A 16,013-nucleotide genomic window follows, 5' to 3' on the forward strand; every position below is an offset into this window, starting at 1 on the left:
GACGTTTTCTATTGTGCTCTCCGGGTTGGCGGCATTGTTTGGTGGTGACGTGCTGACGCAATGGCCGCTCTGGACCGGAGGGCTTTTTTGGGTTTTTTTTCTTTTATTTTTGGCTTTTTTTCTTGTTTCTGGAATTTCTGGATTTTCCCGGGCGGGGCGCGTCCTGGCGCGGGCTCTCATGGCGGCCTTCCTGCCGGGGCTTTTTCTGGCTGGTGGGGGACTGTTGTTTCTCCCGGGGTACGGCCAGGCCTTATGGTACGGCCAGGCTCGCCAGCCCGGGAGGTATCCCGGTGAGGATCTGGAGGTTCTGATCTGTTCCATTCGTCCCGGTGAATCAGGGCTGGAACTTTCGGGGGTTCTCTTTCCGGAATCCTCCCGGGAGAAGGAGATTCTTCTCCAGGGATCTCGTGAGAGCCGCTTGCGGGTTCGTGTGGCGGTTCTTCAGGCGATCCCCCCGGCCTGGTGGATTCCGGTTGATCCCCTGCCCCGAGTGGCGGAACTGGTTCTGGAAAACAGGGGAGGCGAAGAGATCGCTACCCTGTCAGATCCAGAAGATTCTTCCCTTCCCCTGGTAGAACTGCTGACAGAATGGGGCCTCTTTCGGGAAGCCTCCTTCCAGATGGTGCTTCCCCGGCGCGATTCCTGGTATCTTCAGCCGGGGCGATACGCCGTGATTCTGGACCTTTCCGGGGATGCCCGGCCCGGGGGTAATGTGCAGGGTCAATCGCTCCGATACACAAGGCAATGATGATTTCCCTCTATGCCCGGAACAAGAACGGTGCTGCCCGGTACGTCACGATTACAGATCGCCAGGGGAATCTCTTTGGCTATAAGACGCTCACCGTTACAACGGGCAGTGATTTTCTTGCCACCCGGGAGCGGAACTTCACGTATGCCACGGAAGCCGAGATGCAGCGGGCCCTCCGGGGAATGATCGATCGGCGTCTGCGCAAGGGTTATAGCGTTCTCTATAGCTTCTTTGCTCCTGGTCAGTACGGGGAACTCCCTGAACGTGTTGCTGCCCGGCAATCTTGACAGATTGGCCGTGACCCGCCACTATAGGTGGCGTGAACGCTGCAAACGCTTTGACTTCTCTCCGGCTCGTCTTGAGCCCTGTTTTTTTTGTTTTCGCCTTTCTCCCTCTCTGGGCTGACGGGCGATTTGCCCTTCTCAGTACGGTAGTACTCTGGATTCTCTTCGTCATCATTGAGCTCTCGGATATACTGGACGGAGCCGTGGCCCGGGGGCTGGGGATAGTCTCTGATCTGGGGAAACTGCTGGACCCCTTCGCCGACGTGGTGAGCCGCCTCACCTATTTCCTCGTCTTTGTTGTGCTGGGAATCATGCCGGCCTGGATGTTCCTTCTCATCATGTACCGCGAAGTGGGGATCATCTTTGTGCGGATGATGATGATGCGCGATGGAGTTGCCCTGGCAGCGAGGAAGGGTGGAAAGACCAAGGCTGTCATGTATGCCGTGAGCGCTGGTCTGGGGCTGGTGTTGCTCATGAATATCCGGCTGGGCAGTTTTGCTGCCTTCGCGACGGTCCTCCCCTGGGTTGTCCTCGCATCCTTTGGTGTGTCGGTATTTCTCTCGTGGGCAAGCTTTCTCGATTACCTGATCATTCTGTACCGCCACTACAAAGGTCGCGCCTGACCGAGGGGCTTCCCGGGGACTGGCCCGCCCCGGGGCCGGCCTTCACGGCCGAAGCCACGTCTCGAAACACCGTCCTGCCTTTTTTCTGAATCATTTCTTCCCTTCATCCTCCCTCCCTGGTTTCCCACATGAACCCTCCGGCACAGATTTGTGCGCTTCTTCGGGCCGTTTCGGGCACGTCCTGCTCCCCGTGTAAGGGGCTGGCCAGGAAAAAGATCCCGATTTTTCCATTTTTTTCTGCACACCTCTTTACAGGGAGGGGAATTTTTTATATTATACCCACATAAATGTAGCAAGTAAGAATAGAACCCACCAAAAAGGGGGTTAAAATTGTTCTTGCTGTCCGATTCGTCAGGGAGGAATGCCATGAGTACAGAAATGACGGCACAAGACGTGCTTGATTTGGTGAAGAAGGAAGAGGTAAAGATCATCGATTTCCGGTTTATGGACTTCCCGGGAATGCAGCAGCATTTCTCTGTTCCTGCCGAGGCTCTGGAGCTGGATACCTTCACGGAAGGTCTCGGCTTTGACGGGTCCAGCATACGGGGATGGCAGGCGATTAACGAATCGGACATGATCGTGGTACCGCAGCCGCAGACGGCTTTTATCGATCCCTTTATGGAGATCAAGACCCTGGTAATGACCTGTAACATCGGGGATCCCATCACCGGTGAGGATTATACCCGGGATCCGCGCAATATCGCTCAGAAGGCTCAGAACTATCTCAAGAGCACCGGTATCGGTGACACCGCCTTTATCGGAGCCGAGGCGGAGTTCTTTGTTCTCGATGACATTCGCTACGATCAGAACGAGCACAGTGGCTATTATTTCATCGATTCCTCCGAGGGGCGATGGAACTCAGGACGGGACGAGGGGCCAAACCTGGGGTACAAGCCCCGATACAAGGAGGGATACTTTCCCGTACCGCCTTCGGACGCCCTGCAGGATCTCCGGAGCGAGATGGTTTTGCATATGCAGAACGTGGGACTCTCCGTAGAGGCACATCACCACGAGGTTGCCACGGGAGGTCAGTGCGAGATCGATCTTCGCTTTGCCCCGCTTCTGGATATGGCCGACGATATGACCAAGTACAAATACATCGTCAAGAACACCGCCCGGAAGCACGGAAAAACTGTGACCTTCATGCCCAAGCCGCTCTTCATGGATAACGGGAGCGGTATGCATACGCACCTGTCTATCTGGAAGGACGGAAAGAATACCTTCTTTGGTGATGGCTACGCAGGGCTTTCCCAGGAGGCGCTCTATGCAATCGGCGGCATTTTGAAGCACGCTCCGGCTCTCCTGGCCTTTACCAACCCCACAACCAACAGTTACAAGCGTCTTGTGCCCGGCTACGAGGCTCCGGTGAACCTCGCCTACAGCAGGAGAAACAGAAGCGCCGCCGTGCGGATTCCCATGTACTCCACCAGCGAAAAATCCAAGCGCTTCGAGTTCCGCTGCCCTGATCCTTCCTGTAACCCCTATCTTTCCTTCAGTGCCCTGCTGATGGCTGCTGTCGACGGCATACAGAACAAGATCGATCCCGGTGAGCCCCTGGACCGGAACATCTACGATCTGAGCCCCCAGGAAGCTGCTCAGGTTCTGACCACGCCGGGAACCTTGCGGGAGGCTCTGGAAGCGCTTCGGGCCGATCATGATTTCCTCCTTCGGGGTGACGTCTTTACCGAAGATGTAATCCAGACCTGGATTGACTACAAGCTTGAGAACGAGGTTCTTGCTCTGGACCTGCGGCCCCACCCCTACGAGTTTGCGCTCTACTACGATATTTGATGCGTCCTCTGGCATAACATCCCGGATATGAAATCCGGGAAAGGCCAGCTCTTTGGAGCACAAAAAAACCCCCGGCGTTGTGCCGGGGGTTTTTTGTGCTCCAGCCCGAGGGCGCCGGAGCTATAAAGAATCGGGCCAGGTCAGGAAGACGCGCCGAACCAGTTCAGCGGTTCCGTGGCATAATTCTGGTAAACGTGCTTGATCTCGGTATATTCCTCAAGCCCAGCTGCTCCAAGCTCCCGGCCGATACCGGATTGTTTATATCCGCCCCAGGGTGCCTGGGCAAAATAAATGTTGAAATCGTTGATCCAGACCGTTCCCATCCGCATGGCGCTGGCAACCCGGTGAGCCCGGTTCTGATCCTTGCTCCAGACAGCCCCGGAGAGACCGTAGGTGGTATCGTTGGCCAGGCGAATTGCCTCTTCTTCAGTGTGGAACCGTTCCACCGTCAGAACCGGCCCGAAGACCTCTTCCTGGACGATCCGCATGGAAGTATCGCAGTCTACAAAGATCGTGGGGTTAACAAAGAAACCCTTCTGAAGAGCGGGATCGCTGGGCCGGTCGCCGCCGAGAACAAGCTTTGCACCCTCGTCTTTGCCGATCTGGATATAGCGCTCCACCTTGGCCCGATGCTTCTCGGAAATCAGGGGGCCCATCTCTGTTTTGGGATCAAAGGCTTCTCCCAAACGAATCTTTTTGGTTCGCTCGATCACGCCCTCTACGAGCTTGTCGTGCAGGGAATCCTCAACAATGAGGCGTGCCCCGGCCGAGCAGACCTGGCCGGCATGAAAAAAGATTCCGTTCAGCACGTAATCAATGGCCAGCTCAAGATCGGTATCGGCAAAGATCACGTTGGGGTTCTTTCCACCCAGCTCAAAAGCGATCTTCTTCATGTTGCCCGTAGCTGCCTGCATGATCTTGCGGCCCGTCTCGATGCCTCCGGTAAAGCTGATCAGGTCCACATCGACGCTTTCGGCGAGCTCCTTCCCCACGGTGGGGCCGGCTCCGAGGACCAGGTTCACCACGCCGGCGGGAAATCCTGCTTCTTCGGCAAGCTGGGTCACCTTAATGGTAGTAAGGGGGGTGTCCTCGCTGGGTTTCATCACGATGGTGTTTCCCGTGGCCAGAGCCGGGGCCATCTTCCAGGAAGCCTGAAGCAAGGGATAGTTCCAGGGAGAAATCTGGCCACACACCCCCACAGGCTCACGAACGATGGTGCTGGTGGTGTTGGGGATGGGTGAGGCAATCACCTCTCCGGCGTCCTTATCGGCGAGACCCGCGAAGTAGCGGAAAATCCCGGCGATATCCTGCATATCACCACGGCTCTCTTCCATCGTCTTGGCCGTGTCCCAGCTTTCCAGGGCTGCCAGCTCTTCAGCGTCCCGCTCAATCAGGTCGGCCAGCTTGCCCACAAGAGCACCACGCTCGCTGGCGGGGGTTCGTGCCCAGTCTCCCTTGTCAAAAGCGCGCCGCGCTGCTGCGATAGCCTGCCGGGCATCCTCAACGTCGCCCTCGGTGACCCGGGCGATCTTGCGCTGATCGTAGGGATAGATAATGTCCCGGGTCTTTCCCGATGCTGCCTCTCGCCACTCTCCGTCGATATACATTTTTCCCAGGGTATCGGGGTTCAAATATTGTTCCATGGTTGTCTCCTTTTATGTGATTCGGGTTTTATGTGATTCGGGTTCTTGTGATCCAGTTTGTGTGGCGAGGGCCCTCGCGATGAAGGCCCTCGTGATTACGGTATTTACCAGACGGACCCGGCCGAGACGGTGATGTCCTGCCCGGTGATTCCTACAGCTTCGTCCTTGCAGAGGAACGCCGCCAGGGCGCCGATCTCCACGGGCTGGATCATGCGTTTCTGGGGGTTCTCTGCCTTCTGCTCCTGAATGAAGAGATCTCCCTTGGTGTTCATCTGCTTTTCTGCGATATCGCTGAGCCACTCGGTTCCAAAGGTGGTCTCCACCCAACCGGGGCTGATGCTGTTAGCTGTAACCAGAGCCTCGGCACCTTCCTGGGCTACCGCCCTGGTGAAGCCCGTTACAGCAGCCTTGCTGGCGCAGTACGCGGGAGACATGGGGGCACCCACGCTCGCTGCAGTGGAGGCGATATTGATAATCCGGCCCCAGCGCCGTTCCAGCATGCCGGGAAGCACCTCGCGGGTTGCCCGGAAGACCCCGTTGGCGTTGACGTCCATTACCTTGAGCCACAGGCCCTCGTCGTGATTGACCACACCGTGCTCTGCCGTTATTCCTGCGGCGTTCGCCAGAATATCAACAGGACCCAGCTCGTTTGTAACGGCCTCGTGGAACTTCTTCACGCTGGCGGTGTCACAGACATCCAGGCCCACAGCGACGCATTTTACACCGCAGGACTCAATGTCCTTCTTTGTTTTCTCCAGCTCGGTTTTTCCAGGCCGGTTTACCAGCTCTCCCTCGGCGTTTTTTGCGCTGTCCTCGCTCAGGAGTGAGCCGATTCCAACATGGGCACCTGCCTTTGCAAAAGCAAGAGCCATGGCTCGTCCCATACCCGATGCACCGCCGGTGACCATCGCTACTCGTCCCTCAAGATACCGTTCGCTCATAATTCTTCTCTCCGTTTCGTAAAAAATCATCCCGCATCACTGCGGTAATACATAGTACAGTAAAGTTTAGCTAGCCAACCTAAAATACGGTACCCGAAAATAAAAAACATGGCAAGTCCCCGGAGAATGCTCTAATTAATAGTATAACAACAAGTTAGAGCGGCGCCTTGTTTGTCTAATTTCTACAATTATAAAGCACTGGACCATTATAATTAGATATTTAATCGAAACACACCTTGATGTGCGATGGAATAGTGGTTAATGTTTAGACTTGAAATCATTACCAAGGAGGAAATACAAGGAATGATTGATCGGAAACAGAGGAAGATATTTTTGCAGGTGCTTACCCTGATTGTGCTGTCGGTTCCCACCGTTTTTGCAGGGGGGCAGAAGGAGTCGGCGAAACCGGCTGATGTCGAAGGAAGACCCCGGGAGGTGGTGGTACGATTTGCCGAGGTGGGCTGGATGGATATCGAGGCAACAACTGCGGCGGCCCGACTGGTGCTGGAGGCAATCGGCTACGAGACGACCTCGAACACCGTCTCCGTTCCTGTTGCCTACGAGGGGATGGCTGAAGGAGACGTGGATGTCTTCCTCGGAAACTGGATGCCCTCCATGGGAACAATCGCCAATACCTATTTTGAGCGAGGGGCTGTCGAGAAAGTTCGGCCAAACCTGGAAGGCGCCAAGTATACCCTGGCAGTACCCCGGTACCTGGCAGAACAGGGGCTGACTGATTTCTCGCATATCGCAGATTTTGCCGATGAATTAGACTACACGATTCACGGTATCGAGGCGGGAAACGACGGAAACCAGATCATCTGGGATATGATCCACAGCGGGGCCTTCGGGCTGGACGACTTTATTGTGGCTGAATCGAGTGAGGCGGGAATGCTCTCGGAAGCGCGAGCCCGGGCGAATCGTGAAGAGCCAATTGTATTTTTGGGATGGGCTCCTCACCCCATGAACTCCTACATTGATATGGTCTATCTTACGGGTGGTGATGATCACTTTGGACCCGACTTTGGGGCTGCCACGGTCTATACCAACGCCCGCGCGGGGTTTTTGGAGGCCTATCCCAACCTGGAGAGGTTCTTCAACAACCTCTACTATACGGTAGAGATGGAAAACGACATCATGGCAAAAATCGATGAGGGTATCGATGCCCGCGATGGGGCGCGCTCATGGCTTCGGGAGAATCCAGCCATTCTGGACGAGTGGCTTCAGGGCGTAGAAACCCTTTCGGGTGAGGACGCCCTCCCCGTGGTCCTGGACGCTCTGGCCGGCTGATCTCAGGCCAGGGCTTTTAGCGCCGGGAGGGCTTTGCGCATGGCCTGTTCACCTGCGTCAAAGAGCTCCCGGGCGCAGGAGAGCTCGTGGTATCCGATGTGAGCGATCTCCGGTTGCAGGAGGATATCCGCGCTTTCCCTCCCCAGGCGGCTGGTATTCCAGATCAGGACGGCAAAGGTCTGGGACATCACGTCGAGGAGATTCCGGGGGATCCGCCCGTCGGACGATTCCTTGTTCAGATCAATGGCCAGCACAGCCTCGGCGCCCATCTCCCGGACAACCCGGGCAGGAAGATTGTCCACCACTCCCCCGTCTACCAGAACCCGTTCGCCATCACGGAGGGGTTCAAAGATTCCCGGCACGGAAGAACTGGCCCGAACGGCCTGCGCCACAGGACCGGTTTGCAGCAGAATGGGGCTGGCGTTAACAATGTCGACAGCCACGGCTGTGAGGGGTATCAGCAAATCCTCAAAAGAGATGTTGCCCAGTCGATCGGTGAGGATCTCTTCCATCCGGTCTGTCTTTACCAGCCCGAGACCTGAAAAAGAGGGGCGTAACAGCTCTCCCCAGGTTATCTCCTGGCTGAGCTCCCACATCTCCTCCCAGGACATCCCGGCACAGTACATCGCCCCGATGATGCTGCCGATGCTGGTTCCTGCCACAGCGGCAATGGGGATGTCTTCCTCCTGAAGAACTTTTATGGCCCCTATGTGGGCGATCCCCCGGGCCGCACCGCCTCCCAGGGCCAGGCCAAGGGCCTTCGGGCGATGTGAAACGAGGGATCTTCCCAGGCTACGGAGAAGTCTCACCGGGGCCTCCGGAAGAGCGCCACGTTTTTTCGGGGGATTCGGACTTCCCAGCCGTATTGGCCTGCCAGGTAGCGAAATGTTTCTTCCCGATAAAAGACGACGTGGGTGGGGTCGAGCCGGTAATACCATCGGGCAAAGCGGTCGTCATCGTCCTGAAACTCCGTCATGATTCCCAGAAGGCCTCCGGGCAGGAGAAGCCGGGCGAAACGGGAGAACTCTCTGGCCGGGGTGTGAAAATGTTCCGCCGTTTCACAACAGGTGATGAAGGAATAGCTTCCTTCCAAAGGGGTCGGATCGGGTGCGTAGAACGGGTCATAGCAGGCTACCTGGTGACCAGCCTCGGAAAGGATCTCTGCCAGGACCGGGGCTGGTCCCGATCCGTAGTCAAGACCCTGGGCCGAAAAAGGCCGCTCCTCTTCCTTCACTCCTTGATTCAAGGCATCCAGAACAGGGTCGGCCAGGCGATGCAGAAAGGCCCGGTATCGGGGATCTGCGGGATCGTTGTTATGCAGGTTGTATCGGTGAAGCTCCTCCTCGGCAGAAGGAAGCTGGGAGGGGTCCAGGAAGGTCGCCCGGCACTGGAGACATCGCCAATAGTGCCGGGGAGGGAGCGTCATGAAGGGCTCGGCCGAGGTGGCCTCGCAGACAGGGCAGCGTTCCATGGGTGCGAGTATAGCCCGGAAACACCCCCCCTGTCTGTGGATAAGGCCTGGCCCCAACCCTCCCGAAAGCGCCGCTCTGGAGCCCGCGCACCCTTTAGAGCCCGCGCACCCTTTAGAGCCCGCGCCGCTCAAAGAACCGGAAGAGGAAGAATGAGCCCACTGTCAGGGCTGCTATTACCACCCAGTGGTTGACCCCCAGCAGTTGCGGCAGCGAGATCGACCCGAAAGACCCCAGAGGTTGTATGTAGGTCTGAATGAGTGGATAGAGCAGGGCAAAGACAAGACCACCCAGAAGCATCCCCAGGATTGGCCAGATCACATGAAACCGGCCCTCGCCGAGCGCGCCGATACTGGTGCCGGGACAGTATCCGATGATTGCCCAACCGGCGCCGAAGAGGAGCCCCCCCACAATTTGGGAACCCAGGCTGAGGGCTCGGGGGGAGAAGGAAATCACGCCCCCATCCTGAAGGGCATGAATCCCGATGGATCCCACCACAATGGTGGTGAGCATGAATTTGACGATTGTCATGTCCTTGAGAAGCATCGCCTCGACTTGCCGTTCAAAGCGCAAAGCCTGGGCTTGTTGAAGAAAGATGCCGAAAAAGATACCTGTTACAAGACCGTAGACGAGAATCATGAGAGACCTCCCTGGGTTGTGCTGGTTTGAGATGGTGCGCTGCTACGAGACCCATAGAGCAATCGGGCCGTTGTGATTCCTCCGATGAAAAACATGGCCATCGCCAGAAGGCTGCTCACCCCGAGCTGGCTCACTCCGCTCACGCCGTGGCCGCTGGGGCATCCTCCGGCCATGCGGGCTCCCACCATGGCCAATGTTCCCCCTCCCAGAGAATAGAGAAGGCGCGTTTTGTGTCGAGGACCGAAACGGGAGACCCAGAGTTCCGGCAGGTGTTCCCGATGAAAAGTTCCACTCGCTCTGGCAGAGATGAACGCTCCCAGGCCGATGCCGATCACAAAGAGAAGCTGCCAGTTCGGAAAGGCTGAGCCCGTGAGAGCTCCGTCGCGGACCCTGGCAAAGGGGAGCGCGCTAATGTCAATTCCCAGGGTTGTGACTATGAGAGTGGAGAACCTTGGAAAGGTGGTGGATGTGCCGAAGAACTGCCCGGCCACGGCTACGCTGACCGTCAGAAGCAGCCCCGAGAGAGCGCCAAAAATGTACGGCCGGGAACGCTCAGGAATATGCATGGAAACCTCCTGCTATCGAATATATGATAAAACATATATAACGCTTATGAGATTAACAGTCAAGTCTTTTTCTGGTACAATGGAGAATCATCCGTGGCAAGGGAGTCCTTGCGGGCCGGAAAGCAGACAGCCAGGAAAACAGCCAGGAAACCTGCAGGAAAGAAGCTTATGGCAAAACAGAAAAAGAAAGACACAATTGAGACCGTTGGTGAATACAACTTTCGCCATGAGGCCGAACAGGCCTGCGAGCTCCTGCGCAATCAGGAGATTGACTGCATCGTCTGGTCCGACGACGGGGGCGGGATCTACCCCACCGTGGGGTTCATCGAGCGGTACCTGGTGAGGGTCTTTTCCCGGGATCTCGAAGGAGCCCGGGAAATACTGGGGGCCTTCGGTCTGGAGGGGCTCCAGGCCGACACGGGGCGAGACTAGGCCGTTACGTTGATATGCTGACCCACCAGAGGGTCTGTAAAAGCCTGGGACGCTGAGGCTCCGGCCGTCTGGATCAGACCCTGGAGATTTTCCCCGGCCTGCTCCACGGTGTCGATGCTTTTGGCAAGGACTGCCGTTGATACCTCGGTCTGTTGCTTGCTTTGCTCCATGGCCGTGTAGAGGGTGGTAATCGAATCAATCATTTCCAGCTCCTTACGGTAAGTATCGTCATGGGGGCTGATAAAATCAACCCGGCCACGCACCCTGGAAACGAACCCTGTTGTGGCAGTGCAGGATATTTGCTACAGTACAGTATCGTAGGTGCGAACTGTACCATTTTCCAACGTTCAACGGGGCATTTTCCATGGTGATCGCTTCTCTATTCCAAAGGCGGCGGGGTGTTTCCTCTGCTCCACTTTTTCTCTCTCTCGCCTTTGCTGTGACCCTTGGAGGCTGTTCGACCATCGGCCGGCCCCAGGAGCTTCCGCTCGATCACCGGATGCTCCCGGCCGAGACGGGGCGGCTCCAGGAGTTTGCTGCAGCCGGGGAGGATCGTCTTGCCGAGGGTGAATCGGGGCTTTTGCTCCTGCCGGGAAACAGAGACGCCCTGGACTGGCGTCTTGCCATGGTTGATAACGCCCAGGAGTCGATCGACGCGCAATACTTTCTATGGGATGATGATTACACGGGGCGGCTGATGTTAAAGCGGTTGCTCTGGGCAGCGGACCGGGGTGTCCAGGTCCGAATCCTCGTGGACGATATCTTTTTGACCCATTCCGACCGGTCCATCGCGGCGCTCACGAATCACCCCAACATGGATATCCGCATCTTTAATCCCAATCCCGCCCGGCGCACCAGGGCCGCCTCGGCTTTCCGCTTCATGCTGGAATTTCGCAGGTTGAACCGGCGAATGCACAACAAGCTCTTTATCGCCGATGGCCAGGTAGCTATCACGGGGGGGCGGAATATCGGGGACAACTATTTTGGCGTTGCCCGGGGGTATAATTTTCGGGATCTGGACGTGCTGGTGGTGGGGCCTGTAGTGGACGATATGGCCCAGTCCTTCGACGATTACTGGAACAGTCCCTATGCATTTCCGGGGCGAAAGCTGCACCGCCGGGGCACCGAGGAGTACCTTGAACGGGTGAGGGAGCGCCTGGAAGATGATATCGCCCGGGATCCCCGACGCCTCGTCTTTCCTGCAGAGATATCCGCCTGGGATCACCTGCTCTATTATGGTGCCCGGGAGCTGGTTCCTGCCCGGGTACGCTTCGTTGCGGACCATCCCGTGGAACGGGATGATCGTGAGGTGGTGCGGTCGCTGACGGATCTCCTCAACGGTAACGAGGGTAGTGTCCGGGAAATTCTGATTATTACTCCCTACTTTATTCCTGACGAGGGAGTTCTGGAGATTTTTCACCAGCTGGAACAGGACCAGGTAGACGTGCGCCTGCTGGTGCCATCCCTGGCATCGATCAACCATACGGCTGTTCACAGTCACTATCGTCCGCATCGGGAGACACTTCTGGAGAAGGGGGTGGAACTCTTTGAGTATCACCATGAGCCTGGCGGGACGGGCCGCCTCTATGCTGATACCGCGCCCTTTCAGGCTGATTATATCAGCATGCACTTGAAGGCGGTGATAAGCGGGCACCGGAAATCCTATGTGGGGTCCCTGAACTTCGATCCTCGAGCCATGAGAATCAACACCGAGAACGGTCTGATCATCGATTCCCGGCTCTTTAATGAACAGTTGCGGGCCATCGTGGCTCCCCTCTGCGAGGAAGATCAGGCCTGGACGGTGATCCTCAACCCCGATGGCAGGGGGTTGATCTGGACCTCCGACGAGGGAGAGCGCCGCTCTCCTCCTGCCCGGGGGCCGGTGCAGCGGCTGGGTGAGTTCCTCGCCCGGCTTCTGCCGATCGCAAACCAGTTGTAATACCCGGCCTTTTCCGGTACAAGTAGTGTATTCGTTACACGTTATATGGGTGACACATGGCTGGCGCGTTGATAGGAAACACAGTTAAATCTGCACACGTATCCCTTCCGGGGAAGCGGTGCGGCTTTGGCGGTTTCGGGATACCCGCTTGAACGTAAGGACTTCGGAGGACCTCCGGAGTCCTTTTTTTCTTTCTGCACCGCAAGAGAGGGAATATGCAATTAACCAGGGACGTATTTGATCTCCAGGGCCGGTCGGACCAGGAGATAGGGGATTTTCTCGAGCGCTACTCGATCGGGTTGACCTTGCAGGAGGCAAAGCAGCTGCAGTTTTCGATTCTCAAGCGACCTCCTTCGGTGGCGGAGTTTGTGCTTTTCGGAATTGAGGGGTCGGAACATTGCTCGTACAAAAGTAGCCGGGAGCATCTTTCACAGTTTATTACCCAGGGTCCCGAGGTTGTCCTGGGGGCAAAAGAGGACGCAGGTGTGGTCCGGGTTGCCCGGGACCGCCAGGGACGGGGCTATTGCGTGGTGATGAGCCACGAATCGCACAACCATCCCAGCCAGATCGTTCCCTACGAAGGAGCCGCCACGGGCGTGGGGGGGAACGTCCGGGATATCTGTTGCATGGGGGGCGAGGTTGTGGCTCTGGCCGACGATCTTCGCTTCGGCGATATCGAGACTCCTCAAACCAGGTGGATCTACGACGGCGTGGTCTCGGGGATTGCCGGGTATGGAAACCCCATCGGGGTGCCTTCGCTGGCAGGAGGTCTCCAGTTCGACCGGGGATACCAGGATAATTGTCTTGTCACAGTGGTTTCGCTGGGGATTCTCCGGGAGGATCATCTCCTGCATTCCTATGCTCCTCCCGGTGCTGACGGGTACGATCTGATTCTGGTGGGAAAGCCCACCGATTCGAGCGGCTTTGGAGGCGCCAGTTTTGCCAGCTTTGATCTTGATGCGGAACAGCACGAGCAAAACAAGGGCGCGGTTCAGGAACCGAACGCCTTTCTGGGACGACATCTCCTTCAGGCAGCGGGAGCGCTCTCGGAAAAGCTGGCAGAGCTTGGGGCTCATCACCGGGTAGGGTTCAAGGACCTTGGTGCCGGAGGAATCGCCTGCGCCAGTGTGGAGATCGCCGATACCGGGGGCTATGGGGCCGAGGTCATAATCGACCAGGTCCACCGGGACGCCCAGGGCCTGCCTCCTCACGTAGTGCTCTGTTCCGAGACCCAGGAGCGGTATATGTACGCTTCTCCTCCTGATCTGACTCCCCTGATTCTGGCTCATTACAACGAAGATTTTGCCTTGCCCCAGGTTTCTCGGGGGGCCGAGGCGCGGGTGATCGGAAAGATTACCGATTCTCCCCGGTTTCGGGTGATCGCCGGGGATGAAGTGATCGTGGATGCTCCGGCCTGTGAAGTTACCCGGGGATTTCTCTACGACCGGCCCTATACTGATCCCGTGGTGGCGGCCTCTCCGATTCCCCCGGGGACGCTTCCCTCCTGGTCCGGTTCCCGCAACGCCGGGGAGGACCTGTTGGCCTTGCTGGGACACGAGAACATCGCTTCGCGCAAGCCCCTCTATGACCGCTACGACAAGCAGGTTCAGGGACGGGTGGTGGTCGAGGCGGGGTTGTCCGACTCCGGCATCCTGGCGCCCTTTAATAGCACCGACTACCCCGAGGAAATTCGGCGGGTGGGGCTTACGCTTACTACGGATCAAAATCCCCGGATGAACCGCCGGGATCCCCATCTCGGAGCAGTTCTGGCGGTAGTAGAGTCCTACACCAATACGGTTGCTTCGGGGGCTCGTCCTGCGGCAGTCTCGGATTGTCTGTGCTACGGCAATCCCGAGAAGCCACAACAGATGGGGCTCTTTGTAGCAGGTTGTCGCGGTGTGGCCGAGGCATGTCGGGAGCTTTCGGTGCCTGTCATCGCGGGAAACGTCTCCCTTTATAACGAGTCAGCTACGGGCTCCATTCCGCCCAGCCCCATGATCGCCTGCCTGGGAACGCTTGATGACTATGGCCGGGGGATCACCCAGAGTTTTACTCACCCCGATTCCCTGGTGTACCTCCTTCTGGAGCGTCAGGGTCGATGGGGCGGGAGCGTCTACGAGGAGCTTCTGAACACGGACGAAGCTGGCAGCGACCCCGCTTTTACTCCGGTTGTGGGCCCTCTTCCGCAGGTCGACTACGGAAAACTTCGTGCTGCCGGTGAGACAGTTCTGGCAGGAGCCCGCGAGGGGCTTTTGCGGGCCTGTCATGATATTTCCGAGGGAGGGCTGGGTGTTGCCTTGTGCGAGATGACCTTTCCCCGTTCCCTGGGGTGTGCTGTCTCCCTTGATACGCCCGGAGAGCCAGCAGCGTTCCTCTTCGAGGAGTCGCCCGGGTTTGTTCTGGAAATTGATCCTCACCGGGAACAGGATTTTCTTGCCCTGGCGGATCATCAGGGGGCGAAGCCAGTTCTTTTGGGGCGGACCATCAGGGAACCGCGCATAATTGTTGAAGGAGTATGGGATATGACGATTGAAGATGCCCGAACCCGTTGGGAGCAGGGGCTTATGGAGAAGTTGTTGTGAGTTTGTCCTACAAAGATTCCGGTGTTGATATCGAGGCGGGAAACCGCACGGTCGATCTTATTCGTGATGCGGCGGCATCGACCTTTACCCCGGCGGTCCTGACAGGTGTGGGGAGTTTCGGCGCCTTCTACGATCTCTCGGAGATCGCTCCCTCGTATCGCCAGCCTGTGCTGGTTCAGTCTGTGGACGGTGTGGGTACCAAGACCGTCGTGGCTCGTCAGGCCGATGACTTCAGTCGGATAGGCGCTGACCTGGTGAGCGCCTGCTGCAACGATATCGCGGTGCACGGGGCCAGGCCTCTCACGTTTCTGGATTACGTGGCCAACGATGTCCTTGATCCGGAGCGGGTTGCCCAGATTGTCTGCGGTATAGCCGAGGCGTGCCGTGCCGTGGGAGCCTCCCTGATTGGGGGCGAAACCGCCGAAATGCCCGGGGTGTATCTGCCGGGAGAGCATGATCTGGTGGGCGTCGTAACGGGTATTGTGGAACGGGACCGGATTATCAATGGCGAGACCATTACTCCCGGCGATGTTATCCTGGGAGTAGCCTCAAGCGGCCTTCACACAAACGGGTTTTCGCTGGCTCGGAAGATTATCCAGGTGGCAGATCTTTCCCTGAAAGCCCCACTGGAGCAGCTTTTGCCCGGTGCAGGGAGCTCCCGGTCTCTTCAGGATGCGCTCCTGGAGGCCCACGTGAACTATACCCCCGGTATCCTGGCCCTTCTTGAAGCAGGAATACCCCTGCGGGGCATGGCCCATATCACGGGAGGCGGGGTTCTGGAAAACATTCCCCGGATACTTCCTCCCGGGTGCGATGCCCTTCTGGACGGGACGGCCTGGAAGGTTCCGCCAATCTTCTCTGTCCTGGCACACCACGGGGGAGTTGCTCCCGAGGAGCTGCACCGGGTTTTTAATATGGGAGTGGGACTGACGGTTATCCTGCCGGCGGCTGCTCGTGACGAGGCCCAGGCACTCATGAAGGAAGTCTTTTCCGTTGAGTCCTGGGAGATCGGGGTGGTAACCGAGGGAACCGGAGCGGTGCGGATCTCCGGAATCGCCTGAAGGGG

At 57.6% G+C, this 16,013-nt stretch carries 16 protein-coding genes; 9 read left to right on the forward strand and 7 right to left on the reverse strand.

Features of this window, described 5'->3' with window-relative positions; genetic code table 11:
- Positions 1-178 precede the first annotated feature (178 nt).
- The 4 genes from BW950_RS11000 to glnA all read left to right on the forward strand — a co-directional run bounded on the left by BW950_RS11000 (position 179) and on the right by glnA (position 3,446).
- Positions 179-748, forward strand: coding sequence for a hypothetical protein (locus BW950_RS11000; protein ID WP_143559214.1), 570 nt, complete (start codon positions 179-181; stop codon positions 746-748).
- The gene (locus BW950_RS11005) at positions 745-1,035 is read left to right on the forward strand and encodes a hypothetical protein (RefSeq protein WP_076489352.1); all 291 of its coding nucleotides are present in this window, start codon (positions 745-747) and stop codon (positions 1,033-1,035) included. Before BW950_RS11000 ends, BW950_RS11005 begins: the two co-directional genes overlap by 4 nt.
- A 32-nt stretch (positions 1,036-1,067) precedes the next feature.
- A complete protein-coding gene (locus tag BW950_RS11010) occupies positions 1,068-1,655 on the forward strand; it encodes a CDP-alcohol phosphatidyltransferase family protein (protein ID WP_076489353.1) in 588 nt (195 codons plus the stop codon).
- A 366-nt stretch (positions 1,656-2,021) separates the two neighbouring features.
- Complete coding sequence (gene glnA / locus BW950_RS11015) at positions 2,022-3,446, forward strand: type I glutamate--ammonia ligase (protein ID WP_076489354.1); 1,425 nt, start codon at positions 2,022-2,024, stop codon at positions 3,444-3,446.
- Between the two features lie 140 nt (positions 3,447-3,586).
- On the opposite strand, the gene betB is transcribed toward glnA, so the two are convergent.
- Together betB and BW950_RS11025 are read right to left on the reverse strand one after the other, a co-directional pair.
- On the reverse strand, positions 3,587-5,089 hold the full coding sequence (gene betB, locus BW950_RS11020; RefSeq protein WP_076489355.1) for a betaine-aldehyde dehydrogenase: 1,503 nt from the start codon (positions 5,087-5,089) through the stop codon (positions 3,587-3,589).
- 104 nt (positions 5,090-5,193) lie between these two features.
- Positions 5,194-6,030: an SDR family NAD(P)-dependent oxidoreductase gene (locus BW950_RS11025; protein WP_076489356.1), complete on the reverse strand. Its 837-nt coding sequence runs from the start codon at positions 6,028-6,030 to the stop codon at positions 5,194-5,196.
- A gap of 303 nt (positions 6,031-6,333) precedes the next feature.
- Between BW950_RS11025 and BW950_RS11030 the strand changes: the two genes are divergently transcribed.
- Positions 6,334-7,320, forward strand: a complete 987-nt coding sequence (locus tag BW950_RS11030) for a glycine betaine ABC transporter substrate-binding protein (RefSeq protein ID WP_076489403.1) — start codon at positions 6,334-6,336, stop codon at positions 7,318-7,320.
- Positions 7,321-7,322: 2 nt separating this feature from the next.
- On the opposite strand, the gene BW950_RS11035 is transcribed toward BW950_RS11030, so the two are convergent.
- The 4 genes from BW950_RS11035 to BW950_RS11050 all read right to left on the reverse strand — a co-directional run bounded on the left by BW950_RS11035 (position 7,323) and on the right by BW950_RS11050 (position 9,994).
- Positions 7,323-8,129, reverse strand: coding sequence for a patatin-like phospholipase family protein (locus BW950_RS11035; RefSeq protein WP_076489357.1), 807 nt, complete (start codon positions 8,127-8,129; stop codon positions 7,323-7,325).
- Positions 8,126-8,791 carry a methyltransferase domain-containing protein gene (locus BW950_RS11040; RefSeq protein WP_076489358.1) on the reverse strand — a complete coding sequence of 222 codons (666 nt, stop codon included), beginning with the start codon at positions 8,789-8,791 and terminating at the stop codon, positions 8,126-8,128. The genes BW950_RS11035 and BW950_RS11040 overlap by 4 nt, the downstream gene beginning before the upstream one ends.
- 112 nt (positions 8,792-8,903) lie before the next feature.
- Complete coding sequence (locus tag BW950_RS11045; protein WP_076489359.1) at positions 8,904-9,428, reverse strand: YeeE/YedE thiosulfate transporter family protein; 525 nt, start codon at positions 9,426-9,428, stop codon at positions 8,904-8,906.
- Positions 9,425-9,994 carry a YeeE/YedE thiosulfate transporter family protein gene (locus BW950_RS11050; protein ID WP_076489360.1) on the reverse strand — a complete coding sequence of 190 codons (570 nt, stop codon included), beginning with the start codon at positions 9,992-9,994 and terminating at the stop codon, positions 9,425-9,427. The genes BW950_RS11045 and BW950_RS11050 overlap by 4 nt, the downstream gene beginning before the upstream one ends.
- Positions 9,995-10,162: 168 nt before the next feature.
- On the opposite strand from BW950_RS11050, the gene BW950_RS11055 reads away from it, so the two are divergent.
- Positions 10,163-10,426, forward strand: coding sequence for a hypothetical protein (locus tag BW950_RS11055; RefSeq protein WP_143559215.1), 264 nt, complete (start codon positions 10,163-10,165; stop codon positions 10,424-10,426).
- On the opposite strand, the gene BW950_RS11060 is transcribed toward BW950_RS11055, so the two are convergent.
- Positions 10,423-10,629: a YjfB family protein gene (locus BW950_RS11060; protein ID WP_076489362.1), complete on the reverse strand. Its 207-nt coding sequence runs from the start codon at positions 10,627-10,629 to the stop codon at positions 10,423-10,425. The two genes, BW950_RS11055 and BW950_RS11060, sit on opposite strands and share 4 nt — an antisense overlap.
- A 161-nt stretch (positions 10,630-10,790) precedes the next feature.
- Between BW950_RS11060 and BW950_RS11065 the strand changes: the two genes are divergently transcribed.
- From BW950_RS11065 to purM, 3 genes are all read left to right on the forward strand, one after another.
- Positions 10,791-12,365 (forward strand): phospholipase D family protein, encoded by a 1,575-nt coding sequence (locus BW950_RS11065; protein ID WP_076489363.1) that lies wholly within the window; start codon positions 10,791-10,793, stop codon positions 12,363-12,365.
- A gap of 215 nt (positions 12,366-12,580) precedes the next feature.
- The gene (gene purL, locus BW950_RS11070; RefSeq protein ID WP_076489364.1) at positions 12,581-14,947 is read left to right on the forward strand and encodes a phosphoribosylformylglycinamidine synthase subunit PurL; all 2,367 of its coding nucleotides are present in this window, start codon (positions 12,581-12,583) and stop codon (positions 14,945-14,947) included.
- Positions 14,944-16,008: a phosphoribosylformylglycinamidine cyclo-ligase gene (purM, locus tag BW950_RS11075; RefSeq protein WP_083943953.1), complete on the forward strand. Its 1,065-nt coding sequence runs from the start codon at positions 14,944-14,946 to the stop codon at positions 16,006-16,008. The genes purL and purM overlap by 4 nt, the downstream gene beginning before the upstream one ends.
- Positions 16,009-16,013: the final 5 nt, after the last annotated feature.

The organism is Alkalispirochaeta americana (assembly GCF_900156105.1).
Classification (GTDB): Bacteria; Spirochaetota; Spirochaetia; order DSM-27196; family Alkalispirochaetaceae; genus Alkalispirochaeta; species Alkalispirochaeta americana.